Source organism: Devosia sp. (assembly GCF_041917035.1).
Taxonomy (GTDB): Bacteria; Pseudomonadota; Alphaproteobacteria; order Rhizobiales; family Devosiaceae; genus Devosia_A.
The window spans coordinates 13,100-27,846 of sequence record NZ_JAYRYM010000025.1; the positions used below are offsets into that span (position 1 = coordinate 13,100).

General features: G+C 64.0%; 19 protein-coding genes. 12 read left to right on the forward strand and 7 right to left on the reverse strand.

Translation table 11 applies throughout. The annotated features are described in order from the left end of the window. Window positions 1-88: 88 nt before the first annotated feature. Both yidD and ACE3TU_RS04850 read right to left on the reverse strand, forming a co-directional pair. Window positions 89-400 carry a membrane protein insertion efficiency factor YidD gene (yidD, locus tag ACE3TU_RS04845; protein WP_374620929.1) on the reverse strand — a complete coding sequence of 104 codons (312 nt, stop codon included), beginning with the start codon at window positions 398-400 and terminating at the stop codon, window positions 89-91. Then, a complete protein-coding gene (locus ACE3TU_RS04850; RefSeq protein ID WP_374620931.1) occupies window positions 393-839 on the reverse strand; it encodes an iron-sulfur cluster assembly scaffold protein in 447 nt (148 codons plus the stop codon). The genes yidD and ACE3TU_RS04850 overlap by 8 nt, the downstream gene beginning before the upstream one ends. Window positions 840-993: 154 nt before the next feature. Here ACE3TU_RS04850 and folE point away from each other — a divergent pair, with 154 nt between their 5' ends. Together folE and hisI are read left to right on the forward strand one after the other, a co-directional pair. Then, entirely contained in the window at window positions 994-1,617 is a 624-nt protein-coding gene (gene folE / locus ACE3TU_RS04855) for a GTP cyclohydrolase I FolE (RefSeq protein ID WP_374620933.1), read from the forward strand. Window positions 1,618-1,760: 143 nt separating this feature from the next. Then, the gene (gene hisI / locus ACE3TU_RS04860; RefSeq protein ID WP_374620935.1) at window positions 1,761-2,207 is read left to right on the forward strand and encodes a phosphoribosyl-AMP cyclohydrolase; all 447 of its coding nucleotides are present in this window, start codon (window positions 1,761-1,763) and stop codon (window positions 2,205-2,207) included. Here the strand turns inward: hisI and ACE3TU_RS04865 are convergent. Next, window positions 2,201-2,407, reverse strand: coding sequence for a SlyX family protein (locus ACE3TU_RS04865; RefSeq protein WP_374620937.1), 207 nt, complete (start codon window positions 2,405-2,407; stop codon window positions 2,201-2,203). The two genes, hisI and ACE3TU_RS04865, sit on opposite strands and share 7 nt — an antisense overlap. 2 nt (window positions 2,408-2,409) lie before the next feature. Then, the gene (locus tag ACE3TU_RS04870; protein WP_374620940.1) at window positions 2,410-3,141 is read right to left on the reverse strand and encodes a rhomboid family intramembrane serine protease; all 732 of its coding nucleotides are present in this window, start codon (window positions 3,139-3,141) and stop codon (window positions 2,410-2,412) included. Between the two features lie 189 nt (window positions 3,142-3,330). Between ACE3TU_RS04870 and ACE3TU_RS04875 the strand changes: the two genes are divergently transcribed. The 3 genes from ACE3TU_RS04875 (at window position 3,331) to ACE3TU_RS04885 (ending at window position 5,484) form a co-directional block, all read left to right on the forward strand. Further along, window positions 3,331-3,996, forward strand: coding sequence for a PAS domain-containing protein (locus ACE3TU_RS04875; RefSeq protein WP_374620943.1), 666 nt, complete (start codon window positions 3,331-3,333; stop codon window positions 3,994-3,996). Between the two features lie 164 nt (window positions 3,997-4,160). Continuing rightward, window positions 4,161-4,733, forward strand: a complete 573-nt coding sequence (locus ACE3TU_RS04880) for a PilZ domain-containing protein (RefSeq protein WP_374620974.1) — start codon at window positions 4,161-4,163, stop codon at window positions 4,731-4,733. Window positions 4,734-4,860: 127 nt separating this feature from the next. Further along, a complete protein-coding gene (locus tag ACE3TU_RS04885; RefSeq protein ID WP_374620946.1) occupies window positions 4,861-5,484 on the forward strand; it encodes a transglutaminase-like cysteine peptidase in 624 nt (207 codons plus the stop codon). A 9-nt stretch (window positions 5,485-5,493) separates the two neighbouring features. On the opposite strand, the gene ACE3TU_RS04890 is transcribed toward ACE3TU_RS04885, so the two are convergent. Beyond that, window positions 5,494-5,817, reverse strand: coding sequence for a hypothetical protein (locus ACE3TU_RS04890; RefSeq protein WP_374620948.1), 324 nt, complete (start codon window positions 5,815-5,817; stop codon window positions 5,494-5,496). 100 nt (window positions 5,818-5,917) lie between these two features. Here ACE3TU_RS04890 and ACE3TU_RS04895 point away from each other — a divergent pair, with 100 nt between their 5' ends. Further along, on the forward strand, window positions 5,918-6,586 hold the full coding sequence (locus ACE3TU_RS04895) for a hypothetical protein (RefSeq protein ID WP_374620950.1): 669 nt from the start codon (window positions 5,918-5,920) through the stop codon (window positions 6,584-6,586). On the opposite strand, the gene fabF is transcribed toward ACE3TU_RS04895, so the two are convergent. Together fabF and ACE3TU_RS04905 are read right to left on the reverse strand one after the other, a co-directional pair. Next, entirely contained in the window at window positions 6,587-7,864 is a 1,278-nt protein-coding gene (gene fabF, locus ACE3TU_RS04900; RefSeq protein WP_374620952.1) for a beta-ketoacyl-ACP synthase II, read from the reverse strand. It lies immediately after the preceding gene. 65 nt (window positions 7,865-7,929) lie between these two features. Next, complete coding sequence (locus tag ACE3TU_RS04905; protein ID WP_374620955.1) at window positions 7,930-8,346, reverse strand: MarR family winged helix-turn-helix transcriptional regulator; 417 nt, start codon at window positions 8,344-8,346, stop codon at window positions 7,930-7,932. A gap of 130 nt (window positions 8,347-8,476) precedes the next feature. Between ACE3TU_RS04905 and ACE3TU_RS04910 the strand changes: the two genes are divergently transcribed. From ACE3TU_RS04910 to ACE3TU_RS04935, 6 genes are all read left to right on the forward strand, one after another. Continuing rightward, window positions 8,477-9,691: an NADP-dependent isocitrate dehydrogenase gene (locus ACE3TU_RS04910; RefSeq protein ID WP_374620958.1), complete on the forward strand. Its 1,215-nt coding sequence runs from the start codon at window positions 8,477-8,479 to the stop codon at window positions 9,689-9,691. Window positions 9,692-9,961: 270 nt separating this feature from the next. Further along, window positions 9,962-10,789 carry an alpha/beta fold hydrolase gene (locus ACE3TU_RS04915; protein WP_374620961.1) on the forward strand — a complete coding sequence of 276 codons (828 nt, stop codon included), beginning with the start codon at window positions 9,962-9,964 and terminating at the stop codon, window positions 10,787-10,789. Window positions 10,790-10,867: 78 nt separating this feature from the next. Next, window positions 10,868-11,599 (forward strand): FkbM family methyltransferase, encoded by a 732-nt coding sequence (locus tag ACE3TU_RS04920; protein WP_374620963.1) that lies wholly within the window; start codon window positions 10,868-10,870, stop codon window positions 11,597-11,599. Between the two features lie 22 nt (window positions 11,600-11,621). Further along, window positions 11,622-12,590 carry a glycosyltransferase family 8 protein gene (locus tag ACE3TU_RS04925; RefSeq protein WP_374620965.1) on the forward strand — a complete coding sequence of 323 codons (969 nt, stop codon included), beginning with the start codon at window positions 11,622-11,624 and terminating at the stop codon, window positions 12,588-12,590. A gap of 64 nt (window positions 12,591-12,654) precedes the next feature. Next, complete coding sequence (locus ACE3TU_RS04930; RefSeq protein ID WP_374620968.1) at window positions 12,655-14,187, forward strand: hypothetical protein; 1,533 nt, start codon at window positions 12,655-12,657, stop codon at window positions 14,185-14,187. A 58-nt stretch (window positions 14,188-14,245) separates the two neighbouring features. Beyond that, window positions 14,246-14,747: glycerophosphodiester phosphodiesterase family protein (locus ACE3TU_RS04935; RefSeq protein WP_374620971.1), on the forward strand; the 502-nt coding region annotated here is incomplete at its 3' end.

Below are 14,747 nucleotides of genomic sequence, written 5' to 3' on the forward strand. Positions count from 1 at the left end.
GAAATCGCCAAGCGGACGCACCGAGCGGGAAGGAGCCCACCATCGCCCTGACGAGGGACAGCGACCATGCGGCGGCCGTCGGGTCGTACTATTTCCAGCGTCCGTAGGTCCAGGGCACGTACCAGCGGGACCCAGCAGGTACTGTGTCGGGTACCGGATCGAACCCATGCGTACCGCCGGGTCGGCAGCGCCAGAGGCGCGCGGCCCCCATCCAGCCGCCCGGCCAGAAGCCGTGACGCCATATCGCGTCGCGGGTGAACTCCGAGCAACTGGGCGCATGCCGGCAGTTGCGACCCATGAACATCGACAGGCTGTAGCGATACCCCTGCAGCAGCAGGTAGCTGGCCACACGGAACGGCCAGTCGACGATCGTCCATAACAGGCGGACCGCGTCACGCATCGGAGCGCCCCGCATCGATCTGGTCGAGTGCGGCGCAGACCGCCTCGAAAACCAACAGGGTCGACGTGTGCCGCGGGCGGTACTCGCGCACCGGCTCGAGGTACCTGAGGTCCGCCCATCGATCGCCGCCGGGCGGCGGCCCTTCGGCCTTCAGCATCGCCGTCATCTCGTCGCGAACCCGCCTGAACTCCGACGTCGATGCGCCGACCACGTTTGCCGCGACGACGGCGGCTGAGGTCTGTCCGAGGGCACACGCCTGGATTTCGTGGCCATAGCCGACAATCGTCCCGTCGCGAACCTTGATGTCCACCTCGATGGTCGATCCGCACACGCGGCTGACCTTGCGCGCCGAAGCGTCGGCGTCGGCCAGTCGCCCGGGAATCGGCTGGTTGCCGGCGATTTCGAGGATCTTTTCGGAATAGAGATCGCTGAGATCCATCGTTCACACAAAACCGTTGCTTGAGCGGAGTCGCTGTCGAGCTATATAGTCATCGTACCCTAGCAAGTCAGCGGCGTCCGTCGTCACTGGCCGATCCGTGAACCGTGCGACGACATCAGCCGTATGTCGTCTGAAATTGACCGGGGAGCCCCTGATGGACGTCTGCGTTACGCCGCGCCATTCCGACACGTCTGCCGCCACGATCGCCCGCCCCACCAGAGAGGAGGCCGAGGCTGCCGTACGCACGCTGATCGCCTGGGCCGGAGACAACCCGGCCCGAGAGGGGCTGCTGGATACGCCCAAGCGGGTGACCAAGGCCTTCGGCGAGTTCTTCGCCGGCTACGAGCAACAGGCCGAGGAAGTCCTCAGCACCACCTTCAAGGAGGTTGGTGGCTACGACGATATTGTGCTGGTGCGTGATATCCCGTTCTCCTCCCATTGCGAACATCACATGGTGCCCTTCGTCGGCAAGGTGCACGTTGCCTACCTGCCGCAGTACGGCGTTGTCGGGCTGAGCAAGCTGGCCCGCCTCGTGGATGTCTTTGCGCGGCGTCTGCAGGTTCAGGAGAACCTGACGGCGCAGATCATCGACGCCATCAACGAGTACCTCAATCCGAGGGGTGCGGCGGTGATGATCGAGGCCGAGCACATGTGCATGTCGATGCGCGGCGTCCGGGCACACGGAGCACTGACGATCACCCACCGATTTACCGGCGTCTTCGCCGAGGATCGTGACCAGCAGGACAGGTTCTTCTCCCTGGTGGGCAAGCGGGGCTAAGCCACGGCGGCGATCACGTCGGAGTTGCGCGTGGCGGCGATGGACCGACTTCGTGCCCTCGATCGGGAGCGGCGCGGTGAAATCCGGGTAACGCCGAAGAGCCGAGTTTTGACGTCCGCTCGGGGCGGTGATACTGCCGCATCATGAGCGCACCCTTTGCCGACCCCGGAACCCTTAGTCATGACGACATCGAGGAAGGTCGCCTGTTCGCGCCGAAATTCGACGCATATGGGCTGGTCACCGCAGTCGCGCAGGAGGCGGGCAGCCATCGCGTTCTGATGGTCGCGCACATGAACGCCGAGGCACTGCACCTCACGATCGAAACCGGCCTTGCCCACTACTGGTCGCGCTCGCGCGGACGAATCTGGAAAAAGGGCGAGAGCTCCGGAGAAGTCCAAAAGGTCGTCGAGATGCGCATCGATTGTGATCAGGATGCAGTGTTGCTGCTGGTCGAGCAGACCGGCCGTGGGGCGGCATGCCATACGGGCAGGAAGAGCTGCTTCTACCGCCTTGTCGATGGACCGCAGCACCTCAGCGACAGCGGCGAGCGTCCCCTCTTCGACCCGGCCGAGGTCTATCGGCATCAATAGTGCGGGGGTGGCGGTTCGCGACCTGCTGACAGTGCCGGGTGGGCCTCGACGTCACGCAATTGAGCCCGCAGGTTTGCGACCTCGCGCTTCAGGGTCTCGATCTGGCGATAGTGCTCGGCAAGCGCCTCACCGAGCTGGTCGATGGCCTGCTCCTGGTAGGCGACCTTGCTTTCGAGCGCTTCGATTCGGGCATCGTCCATCCTCAACTCCTCACGCGCTGCTCGAGCAGTGGAACCAGGGCCAGTCCGGCGATGAATCCGCCCAGATGCGCCTGCCAGGCGATGCCGACCGACTGGCCGATCAAAGCGGGCAGGAAGGGCACAGCGGCGTTCAGGATCAACCAGATCGCGATGAAGGGGCCGGCCCGCCGGCTATGGAACAGCTCGCCATAGGTCGCAAGGCGTCTCCCCAGAATCACCCGCTCGCCGGTCTTGGGGTCCTCGGCAACGACGACCGGCTGAAACATGAAGCGGCACACTGCGCCCGTGAGGCCCGAGACGCCTCCTGACGCTCCGATCAACCACTGGTTGTTCGGCAGCACCGTAAGGGCGAAGACTGCCGCCCCCATCGCTGCACTGACGAGAAAGAGCGCAACAGTTTTCCACCCCCCGTAGCGCTGCGCCATCGGCGTCCCGAACACCGCCAGCCAGACTGAGTTGAAACCCAGATGTTCCCATCCGGCATGCAGGAATGCGTGCGTGAAAGGCGTCCAGACCAGTGGGATCCAGAGGTCCGGACTGCCCTGCCCCGCCAGGATTCTGTAGGGGATGAAGGCCAGCCAGAGTTCGAGCTCGAAGTTCCCCTGTTCGTTAAGGGCCAGCGTTCGGGCCAGGTGGACTGCCACCATCAGGCCGATCACCCCAATAATGACGGCTGGCAGCAGGATTGCCGGTTCGTTTGGTCCTTCATGCTGATTTTGTTGGCTTTTCTTCACGTCAGACCCACCGGCTCCCGGTTCTGACGCCTTTGTACTCCAATCCCCCGAATTATCCACACGGCACCCCGTGCGTTAACCCTAACAAATGTTTAAGGGCGATTTCCGCCGGCCGTTTTGCGAGTGTGCATCCCGGCGGCGGTTGCTCCCTAGATCGGGGCGCGCTGGGGTTTGGCAAGCGGGTCCGAGATGCAGAAAACGAGCACCAAGACGCTCTTCGACTACTGGAATGCACTGCGAGGCTCCCGGTCTGCGCCGGACCGCCGCGACATCGATCCGACCCGCATCCGGTCGGCGCTGGCCAACACCTTCATCCTCGAGCTCAACGAGCACAACGAGTTCGACTTTCGGCTCGCGGGCTCACATCTTTGCTCCGCCTACGCCCGGGAGCTCAAGGGCCGATCGTTCTCGCGCCTGTGGCACGATCGCGATCGCGACGCCATGGAGACGCTGGTCAAGGCGGTCACCGAGGACCATGCCGTTGCCCTCGTGACCTTCCAGGGCAGCACAGCGGTGAACACGCGGCTGACCATAGAGACCATCTTGCTGCCGCTGCGCCACAACGGCACTACTCACTCTCGCCTGCTTGGCGCCATGACCGCACTCGACGAACCCTATTGGTTTGGCGTGCAGCCAATCATGGAACAACGCATCACCGGCCTCAGGCTGATCTGGCCCGATGATGTCTCCCACGCCGAACTGGCACGCGACGTCGCCACAGCAGTGCCGCGTCACGAGGAACTGGCATTCGCGACTGCCAGCTCCGCGATGCCGCCGCCCCTCACCGCCACGGTCTATGGTCGCAGCGCCCGCCGGTATGCGCACCTGGCGGTCATTGACGGCGGACGACGCTGAAAAGCCCGCATCTGAGGCGAATAGCGGCGGCCACGGAGACATTCGGTTAACCAAAACTGGCTAGCCTTGGACTCAATCCCTATCGAGTCCGGTCCGGTCGCCCGATGATCTCCGACGAACCCAGTCCGCCGCGTCTCGCTCGTCCAGCGCGCACCTACGCACAGATGCCGCGGTTCCAGCGCGTGAAGATCTCGGTTCTCGGCCGCTATATGCTGACGGACCGACGGGAATTTCCCTGCCAGGTGCTGGCGATGTCGCCCGGCGACGCCATGGTGATCGCCCCGGTTTCGGGGAGTGCAGGCGAGCGCGTGGTGGCCTACCTCGACAACATGGGACGGATCGAAGGCAACATCACCAGCGTGATCGATGGCGGTTTCGAGATGGATATCTCCGCCACACCACGCAAGCGCGACAAGATGGCAGCACAACTGACCTGGCTTGCCAATCGCGATGTGCTCAACCTGCCCGAGGATCGCCGCCACGAGCGCGTCGTACCGGACAACCGGCATTCGACGGTGGTGCTCGACGATGGTCGGCGCTACAATTGCAAGATCATCGACATATCGCTCTCTGGTGCCGCCATCGAGTTGGCGGTTCGCCCGGCCATGGGTACGCCGGTGACGCTGGGCAGAATGCGTGCGCGGGTAATCCGCCATTTCCCTGACGGTGTCGCGGTGGAATTTGCCTCCGCACAGGAAATGCTCACCGTCGTCCAGCAGAACCTCCGAGTCAGCTGAACTGCGCCCGGGGCCGGCTAACGGAACCTTACCGATATTGATCGCTTTCGCCTAAAAACTAGCTCGCAGTTTTCGGGTCGGGGCAATTCGCCCCCGGCATCGTTGCTTCCGTCAGGGGGCAATCACGATGTCGCAGGTCAAGTCGTTCATCACAGCAGCCATCGCGCTGGTCATGGCGGTGTTCATTCTGGCGATGCCGGTTCGGGCGGACACCATCGACTTCGCCCATCCGGCCTTCGCCCAGATCGGCGGCAAGACCAGCATTCCGGTTGGCGCTTCCGAGTTCTGCAAGGCACACCGCCCCGAATGCGGCCCCAACAGCCACCCCGTAGCCGCGGTGGAGTTGACCTCGCGGCGCTGGCAACACCTGGTCGAGGTGAACAACCTGATCAACACAGCCATCGTGCCGATGACCGACCAAGACTACTACAAGGTCACCGAGTTCTGGGCCTATCCCGAGGGCTACGGCGATTGCGAGGACTTCGTGCTGGCCAAGCGCCAGGCGCTGATCGCCGACGGCTGGAACCCCTCTACCCTGTTGATCACTGTCGTTCGCCAGCCGAATGGCGAGGGACACGCCGTCCTGATGGTGCGGACCGACAGGGGCGATCTGGTGCTGGACAACCAGGACAGCCGGGTTCTGCTCTGGAACGAGACGCCCTACCAGTTCCTCAAGCGCCAATCGCAGGCCAACGCCGGACAGTGGGTCGACATCATCGACGCGCGCCCAACGATCGTGGCTTCGAACTGAGCCCGACGCCTACGCACCGGTTAGCGCGAACCACGTGCCGATCAGCAGCAATCCGGTAATGAAGGCCCAGCCGAAGGCGACGAAGGCAGATATCAGCGCGCTGCTGATCGACAGGGTGCCGTCACGCTCCTGTTGCCATCCCATCTGCAGCAGGATGTAGGGGCCGCACACGAAGCTGATCGCGAGATTGCCGAAGCTGTGCCAGATCGTCTTCCCGTCATAGCGCAGCATCGCCTGTTCCCGGCTGAGCCACTGGAACAGGTGCGTCCCCATGCCGGCCACGCAGAGACCGACCGCCATGATGAACCCTGCCAGCACCAGTTCACGTAGCATTGGGGCCCCCGCTCCATAGGCATCAGATTAACACTTTGTTAATCATATCGGGTGCCCACTGGGCTGTCACGCTCCCACCGGCAATCTGGTTAATGTGAACATGTCCGGCAGCGCCGAGGCCAACTCTCATCAGCATTCGATCGGCTTCAACCTCGGTGCCATCCTGCTCGCACTGGCCCTGACCGCGATCGGGATCGCCTATGCGATCGACGCGGCCGCCAGGTCGGCGCTGCACCCAGCCGCGCAGGGGGAAGAAGCGGCGATCCTCTCGCGATCGCTCGGTGGACATGAACTGGCCATCCCGCGCGCCTGGTTTCGGTACGAAGAACAGCGGGCCGAGGGCTTTGCCAAGCAGATCGACCTTCGGCTCGAGATGCCGCTCGCAGTCGAAGGCCAGCTTGTGCCGGTCGAGGTCACCCTGCTGCCGCGCAGCCGTGCCCGCCCGAGTGCGGCGCTGCTGGACGGAGTTTATCTGCATCAGTTCGCCGATGAGCAGTTGGTCGGCGTTCCGGGCCTGGTAGGCAAGCCGCTCCGGCAGGGGAACGGGTACGACGCGGAGGTGGTTTGGTACGATGCCCTGTCCTCGGAGCCCTTTGTTGCCAAGTGCAGCCGCCCGGTAACCGACTCGAAACAGGCTCAGTGTCTGCGGACCGTCTATCTCGGCCCGGGCATCGCGGCGGTCTATGCCTTCCCGGAGTCGGCGCTGACCGGATGGCGTCGTTTCGATGAAATGATGCTGGAACGCATGCACCGCATCGGCGCCATCTGATCAGGTCGGCACGGACGAGAAGACCAGCGCCGCGTTGACGCCTCCAAATCCGAAGGAATTCGACAGGACGTGACGAAGGACTTTGCCGCGTGCCCGCAATGGCACGAGGTCGAACTGGCCGCCGACGTCTGGGTCTTCAAGGTTGAGCGTCGGCGGCACCATGCCGTGTCGGATCGCCTCGACCGAGAATACCGCCTCGATGGCGCCCGCCGCCCCCATCAGGTGACCGGTCGCAGACTTCGTCGAGGAGATCGACAGGTCCTTGCCGCGTCCCGCGAAGACGGCGGAAATCCCCGCAAGCTCGGCCGCATCACCTACTCCCGTCGAGGTGGAATGGGCGTTGATGTAGTCGACCTCGTCCGGAGCGACGCGCGCCATCCGCAACGCCTGCCGCATCGCCGCCTGCGCCCCGGCGCCGGAAGGCTCGCCGGAGGTCACATGGTAGGCGTCAGCCGATGTGCCATAGCCCGAGAGGACAGCCAGCGGAGTCGCACCGCGGGCTCTTGCGTGGCTCAACCGTTCGATCACCAGGACGGCAGCGCCCTCCGCAAGCACGAAGCCATCCCGGCGCCGGTCGAACGGCCGAGAGGCTGCGGCAGGGTTGTCGTTGAAGGCCGTGGCAAGAGCACGGACCGCGCCGAACCCGCCGACCGAGATCGGATCGATCGAGCCTTCTGCACCGCCGACGACCGCGACATCCGCCTCCCCCGTCAGGATTAGCCGCATCCCGTCCCCGATCGCCTGTGCCGACGCGGCGCATGCTGTGACCGGAGCGCCGATCGGGCCCCTCAGTCCGTACCGGATCGAGATCCAGCCAGCCGCCAGATTGGCGAGAAAGGCCGGGACGGTGAACGGCGACAGTCGACGAGGCCCCTTTGTGAGAATGGTCTCGACAGCATTGGCCATGACCGGCGAACCGCCGACTCCGGTGCCGATGATCGTCGCAGTCGCTGCCTGATCCGCTGCCGCTGTCGGATGCCAGCCCGCCTGTTCCAGCGCCTCCCGAGCCGCGACAAGCCCGTACTGAATGAACAGGTCCATCTTCTTGACGTCCTTGGCATCGATGGCGACGAGCGGGTCGAAGCCCTCGGGGTCGGCGTCCTTTGCTGGAACCAGTCCGGCGATCTGCGTGGAAAACGCCGAGACGTCGAAGCGGGTATTCCGAACGATGCCGCTGGTCCCGTCGACCAGCCGGGACCAGTTGGTGTTGACGCCAACACCGAGCGGACTCACTGCCCCCATGCCGGTGACGACGATCGGGTCGGTTTGAGTACTCAACCTGCAACTCCCTTCGTGTAGATACACGGTCTATGCCGTACGATCCGCGTCTCTTGTTGTCCGTTTCACATGGCAGCGAGCCGTCGCAACATGGAAAGTGTGCGGTCGAATTCGTCAGCGCCGAGTTCGCCGTGGATCTCCGCCTGTGCCTTGCGCCACACCGGCAGCAGTTGATCGACCAGCGATCTGCCCCGCTCGGTGAGTCCGCATATCCGACCATTTCCGTGATCGGCCTGGCGTGAGTCGATCAGGCCCATCTTCTCCAGTCGGTCGAGGTTGCGGGTGAGCGTCGTGCGCTCGAAGCCACGCCGCTCCGCCAGGTCTGTCACAGTCTGCTCTCCCGTCGCCAGGATGGTCCCGAGCAGAGAGAACTGCGTCGAGGTGATGCCGAATGGCCGCGCCGCCGCATCGTAGCGTCGCGTTATGGCGCGCGCCGCCATGCGGGTGTTCGAAACCATGCACTGCGTGAAGTCGTCCTGCATGTCGCACAAGTAGCGTGTATATGCACGATGTCAATCAGAGAAAACCGAATGCCGCGCGCTCCCCTTCCGCCCGCCGCGTTTCGTGCTATAGCGCAGCCAGCCAAACACGCCGCCCGAGGAGCTTCAAGCAATGGCCAAGATCAGTGTCGCCAATCCTGTCGTCGATCTCGACGGCGACGAGATGACCCGCATCATCTGGCAGGCGATCAAGGACAAGCTGATCCTCCCCTACCTCGACCTGAAGATCGAGTACTACGATCTCTCCGTCGAGAACCGCGATGCCACCAACGATCAGGTGACCGTCGACGCCGCCAACGCCATCAAGAAGCACGGCGTCGGCATAAAGTGCGCGACCATCACGCCGGACGAGGCGCGCGTCGAGGAATTCAAGCTCAAGAAGATGTGGAAGTCGCCCAACGGCACCATCCGCAACATCCTTGGCGGCGTGATCTTCCGCGAGCCGATCATCTGCAAGAACGTGCCGCGGCTGGTGCCAGGCTGGACGCAGCCGATCATCGTCGGCCGCCACGCCTTTGGTGACCAGTACAAGGCCACGGACTTCCGCTTCCCCGGCAAGGGGAAGCTGACCATCAAGTTCACGGGCGACGATGGCAACGTCATCGAGCACGAGGTGTTCGACGCACCGGGCTCGGGCGTCGCCATGGGCATGTACAACCTCGATTCCTCGATCGAGGAGTTTGCCCACGCCTCGTTCAACTACGCGATCAATCGCAAGGTGCCCTGCTACCTCAGCACCAAGAACACTATTCTCAAGGCCTATGACGGCCGCTTCAAGGACATCTTTCAGGAGGTGTTCGAGCGCGACTACAAGGCCCGGTTCGATGAACTGAAGATCTGGTACGAGCACCGCCTGATCGACGACATGGTCGCGTCTGCACTGAAGTGGTCTGGCGGGTACGTCTGGGCCTGCAAGAACTACGATGGTGATGTTCAGTCTGACACCGTTGCGCAGGGCTTCGGCTCACTTGGCCTGATGACCTCCGTTCTGATGACGCCGGATGGCAAGATCGTCGAGGCCGAGGCGGCCCACGGCACCGTTACCCGCCACTATCGCCAGCACCAGCAGGGCAAGGAAACCTCGACCAACTCTATCGCGTCCATCTTTGCCTGGACGCGTGGTCTCGCCCACCGCGCCAAGCTGGACACCAATTCAGAACTGGCCAGGTTCGCCACAACGCTCGAGAAGGTCTGCGTCGACACGGTCGAATCGGGCCAGATGACCAAGGATTTGGCGCTGCTTGTGGGGCCCGACCAGAAATGGCTGACCACGCTCGGCTTCCTTGACGCCGTCGACGCAAACCTGCGGAAGGCCATGCAAGGCTAGAGTAGCGGCGGCAGAGAGCAACGGCGGCGAGAGGCGGTCACCATCGTCTCCTGCGTGCACTACTGACTTGCGCCCCCGGGCGACGTACCGGCGCACGCCTGCCAGCACCCGTCCGATGCCCACGTTGTCCTTCACCGGTGGACCCGGAAAGCGGCTCGGTCGAGCGGATTCCACACCGAGCCACCCTCTGGCCGGGCCTGCAGTGGCGTCGTGGCTCCCGCCCCGTCGAACTGGTCGCTCGATGTTCGACCAGTTCGAAGGAGAATGCACATGGATGAGTTCAGCGATCCAGAACTCGAAATCCTGGAGGCGCAGGGCCTTCCGGCCCTCCCGGCCGCTGCGCTGTCCGGCTTCGTGAAACGGAAAGGTGTGGACCTCTGGTACGCCAGCTTTGGTGACGGGCCGGCGGTGTTGCTTCTGCATGGTGGTCTCGGCAATGCCGGCAACTGGGCCTATCAGGTTCCCGCTCTGATCGATGCCGGCTACATGGCCATTGTCATGGATACCCGGGCACACGGGCGCTCTGGTTGGGACGGAAGTCCCCTCAGCTACTGGCAACTGGCAGGCGACGCCGTCGCCGTCCTCGATGCGCTGCGGGTCGATAGGGCCGCCGTCATCGGCTGGAGCGATGGCGCGGACACCGGGTTGGTGCTCGCCATCGAGCATCCGGAACGGCTGTCGGGCCTCGTGTTTTTTGCATGCAACGTCGATCCCAGCGGCGTGCTGCCCTTCGTCATGCGCCCGATCATCGGGCGGATCTATGCCCGCCATGTCGCCGACTACTCCGCTCTCTCGCCCAATCCCGACCGGTTCGGGGACTTCGAGGCTGCCGTGCAACTGATGCAGCGAAGCGAACCCAATCTCGGCGCCGCCGACCTCGGGGCCGTCCGCGTTCCCGTTCTGAGCCTGATAGGCGAACACGACGAGTTCATTGCCGAGGCGCATGCCCGCTACATCGCTGACGCGATACCCGGCGCCCTCTTCCGGCAGATGCGGGGACTGTCGCACTTTGCGCCCCTGCAGCGGCCCGGCCAGTTCAACGACGTCATCCTCGCGTTTCTCGCCGAGACGGTGGCCGGACCTCTCTCGGCGCAGTGAACGGCCCCCAACTTCGCGGCCGACTTCGGACTTGACCGGGGCGTGACGGTGAGCGCCTGATGCGCTCCGGGGGGCACCATGTTGATCAATGCGAGTGGATGGCTGCTGCTCGGCGTCCGCGCGCGGGGCGTCCTGCATGTCGGCGCCCATGACGGCGAAGAGGCCGCATTCTATCATGGGCAGGGATGGGGACCGGTGATCTGGGTTGAGATGCTCCCCGAGAAGGCAGCGCAACTGCGGCAGAGATTTCCCGATCCTCGAACCGATCTTGTCATCGAGGCTGCTTGCTGGGATGTCGATGGACAGAGCATCGCCCTTCACCGCGCCAGCAATGCCCAGTCATCATCGCTGCTGGCTCCCCGCGAGCACCTGGTCCAACACCCGGATGTGGGCTTTGCCGACGATGGCGAGCTGACAACGCACCGTCTCGACAGCGTGCTGCCGGAAAGCCCCACGTTTGACCTTGTCTGCATCGACGTGCAGGGGGCGGAACTGCAGGTGCTCAACGGCTTGGGCAAGAGACTGGAGGCCGTCAGTTGGGCCTGTATCGAGGTGAGCACCCTACCGCTCTATGCAGGAGCCGCGCTGCTACCCGAGATTGATGCGTTCATGCACCAGCACGGCTTCGTCCGGATTGCTCGCAAGATGGCCGAGGATCATGGCTGGGGCGATGCCTTGTATCGCCAGGCAGCCCGCCTCTCGCGTTGGGAACGGCTGGCGCTCTGGCTGCGCAGCCGACTCTGGCACAGTGCAATGCGGATTCGCCTTCCCAGCAAGGTGCCGGCCTGGGACAACTGGGCGCTGCCGTGATGAGGGTGCCTCGGAGCCCCAGTTGACCGCAACTGCTGTCCCAGAGCCGATTGCCGTCGCGAGCGTGGTCGACCAGAGCTTCCTGCCGATGGTCCGGGTGGTGGCCAGTTCGATCGCTGCGGCCGCGTCATCGGGCCGCCCTGTGAACTATCACGTGATCTACCATGGCCGTGACAGCCGGATGTCGAGGCAGATGGCCGGCTGGCAGAGCGGCCCCGTCAGGGTGCACATGCATCGCTTACCCAATCCGTGGGAGCGCTTCGGCAGAATCGGCGGTTTTCCTCCCTCATCATTGAGCCGCCTTTCGCTGCCCGAAATGCTTCCCGGACTTTCGAGGCTGATCTACCTCGACGTGGACGTGGTGGTGCAGGCCGACCTCGGCGAGTTGTTCGACACCCCCTTGCTTGGCCAACCCCTTGGCGCGGTTCGTGACAGAGTAGTCGCCGAACTGGCCCTCCGCACCGACGGCGACAATGCCGACCAACCGAGCATGTTGTCCTATCTTCGAGAAATCGTCGGACTGAACTCCCGCGAGACAATCCTCGACTACCGCCAGGCCGGTGTCCTGCTCATGGACCTCAATCGCCTGCGGGCGCTCGACTTCACCGCCAGCGCAAGGAAGGTCGTCGAACGGCACGGCACAGCGCTGCGATATGCGGACCAGTGCGTGATCAATATCGTGTTGCGGGACCGCATGGCTGTACTCGACCCGCGATGGAACGTCATCACAGGTTCGATTACCCCGAGTTCCACTGCCAGGGCCCTGCCCGAGTTCGTGCACCACAGCCACTTGCAGGCCACGGCCCCCAGAATTCTACACTATGCCGGGAACAAGCCCTGGAACCGCCTCGGACTTCCTCTTGGTCGGCGCTGGTGGCGACAGGCGGTCGCCTCCGGCCTGGGGCCGTATTTCGCCATGAGGCACCTGAGCGAGCGGGGCCGTCTCGAGACTGCCTCGTTGGTGAAACGAATCTGGCGACGCCGACCGTGACCCAAGGGAACAGCTTGGCGCGACGTCTCATTCGTGCTTGCCTTGCCGAACCGGGGGAAAACGAATGATCCGACTTGTGGCGCTTGTCGCCGCTTTCTTCTCAACAATAGCGTCTGCCGATGCCGCGACGATTTCGATCGTCTCAATGCACTACTCGGTGGGTCATCCGGTCCCTCATCTGCACTACGACGGACCAACCGTGGGCGGAGACCTGGCCACCCTCCGGGACATGTACGATACCTTCGTCAAGTGCCGGATTTCCTGCCTTGGTCCGGAAGGGAGCGCGACGGCCGTGCTGACCCTGAACGGCGAAGGCGGCGACTATCACGAAGGCCTCGCCATTGCCGACTTCCTGCGTGAAAACCACATCGCGACAGTGGTAGAGCGCGGCAGCTACTGCTACTCGGCCTGCGCTTTCGCGTTTCTCGGCGGTTCGGGCTACTCGAGCGAGCCGGGAATAGGATCCTATGTCGACCGGATGGTCGAACCGGGCAGCACGGTAGGCTTCCATGCGCCCTACAGGAACGAAGACGCCTTCCTTGCCGCCCTGGAGGAGCGGGGCGCCATGGCCACGCAGGGCGATACGCGTGACAGCCTGGCGCTGATGGTCAAGGAACTGGTGCGCTGGAACGTCGACCCGGAAGTACTGTTCCAGATGGTCGGCATGGGGCCTGACCAGACTTACGATCTCACCACCGCCGCCGACCTCTACCTCGCCCGCGTCGCCCTGCCCCCGACCCCGAGTTCGGCCTGGATCGTCGATGCGCCGACCGCCCTGCGCAACGTCTGCTCACGCCTGCTCGCGATTGACGAGCGTGGCGACCCGCGCGACACCCAGTGGCAACTGGTCGCCGAGTTCGAGAAGGGGATCGGCAGGACGGCCACCGGTGACGTGCTCTCCGGCTACCGGTTGGGCGAGCGGCCCCTGTCCATCGGGAGTTGCGCCGCTACGGACGCCAGCCTTGCCGATCCCGCCGTATTCGAGGCCTCACTCTACTTCACACCCGGTCTTGACGGCAGCAACGCGCCGGGCACCAGCTTCTTCAACCGCCAGGACGGCTGGTCGAGCGCCGGCACCGGCTCCAACCCGCTGAAGCGCATCCTGCAGAAAGGCCCGCTCAACCACTTCTTTCTGCCGCTGTTCGATAGCATCGATCAACTCGACCTGCCTGGCGAGGCGGCGATCGACGCCAACCGATTCAACCAGCCGATCTCACCGCTCCTGCCGTTGATGGCAGAGGAGCTCATCATCGACGCATCCGGTCCCGGCAGCCGCATTTCGCACAGCGGTGATGTGTTCGTCTTCGAGCGGGTAGGCCCGCGCTCGCTGTTTGACAGCGCCCTGACGCTGCCCGGCATCGGCCGAAGCTACACGAACAATGCTGCCAACGAGGTGAGCTTCGTGCGCGACGGCGCCTACGTCGACACGGCAACACCGTTCACCTGGTTCGGCATGTTGAGTGGCGGCGAATCCCTGGTGGTCGAGGCCTTCGTGGTCAAGCCGGCGGGCGTGGCTGCAACCGAAGAGGACATGGCGACGCTGCGCCGGGTTCAGTGCGCCACCGACTTCGGCGGCATGCGCCTCGGGTGCAGCTGAGGGGCCACATTTCGGCCCCGAAACAACTGAATCCTGACGGCTGTTTCCCGGGGCGACGATGCTAAAGAGGATCTTGCTCGGTCTACTGGTCGTTGCGGCGACCGTCTATGTATGGAACGCCTCCTGGCGCGTCGCACCCCCGGAGGGTGCCGTCGGACTTATCGCGCATCGCGGCGTACACCAGACCTTTCACCGGGAGGGTCTGACCACAGAGACATGCACGGCCGAGCGCATCGATCCGCCCGAGCATGACTACCTGGAAAACACGCTGCCTTCGATGGCAGCGGCCTTCGAAGCGGGCGCCGACGTCGTTGAACTCGATGTGCATCCGACAACCGACGGCCGGTTCGCTGTCATGCACGACTGGACGATCGACTGTCGCACAGAGGGGACCGGGGAAACCCGCAGCCATGACATGGCATACCTGAAGACGCTGGATGTCGGTCACGGCTACACCTTTGATGGCGGCGGGAGTTTTCCCTTCCGTGGCAAAGCCGTCGGCCAGATGCCAGAACTGGAGGAGGTGTTCGCCGCATTTCCCGGGGGCCGCTTTCTCGTCA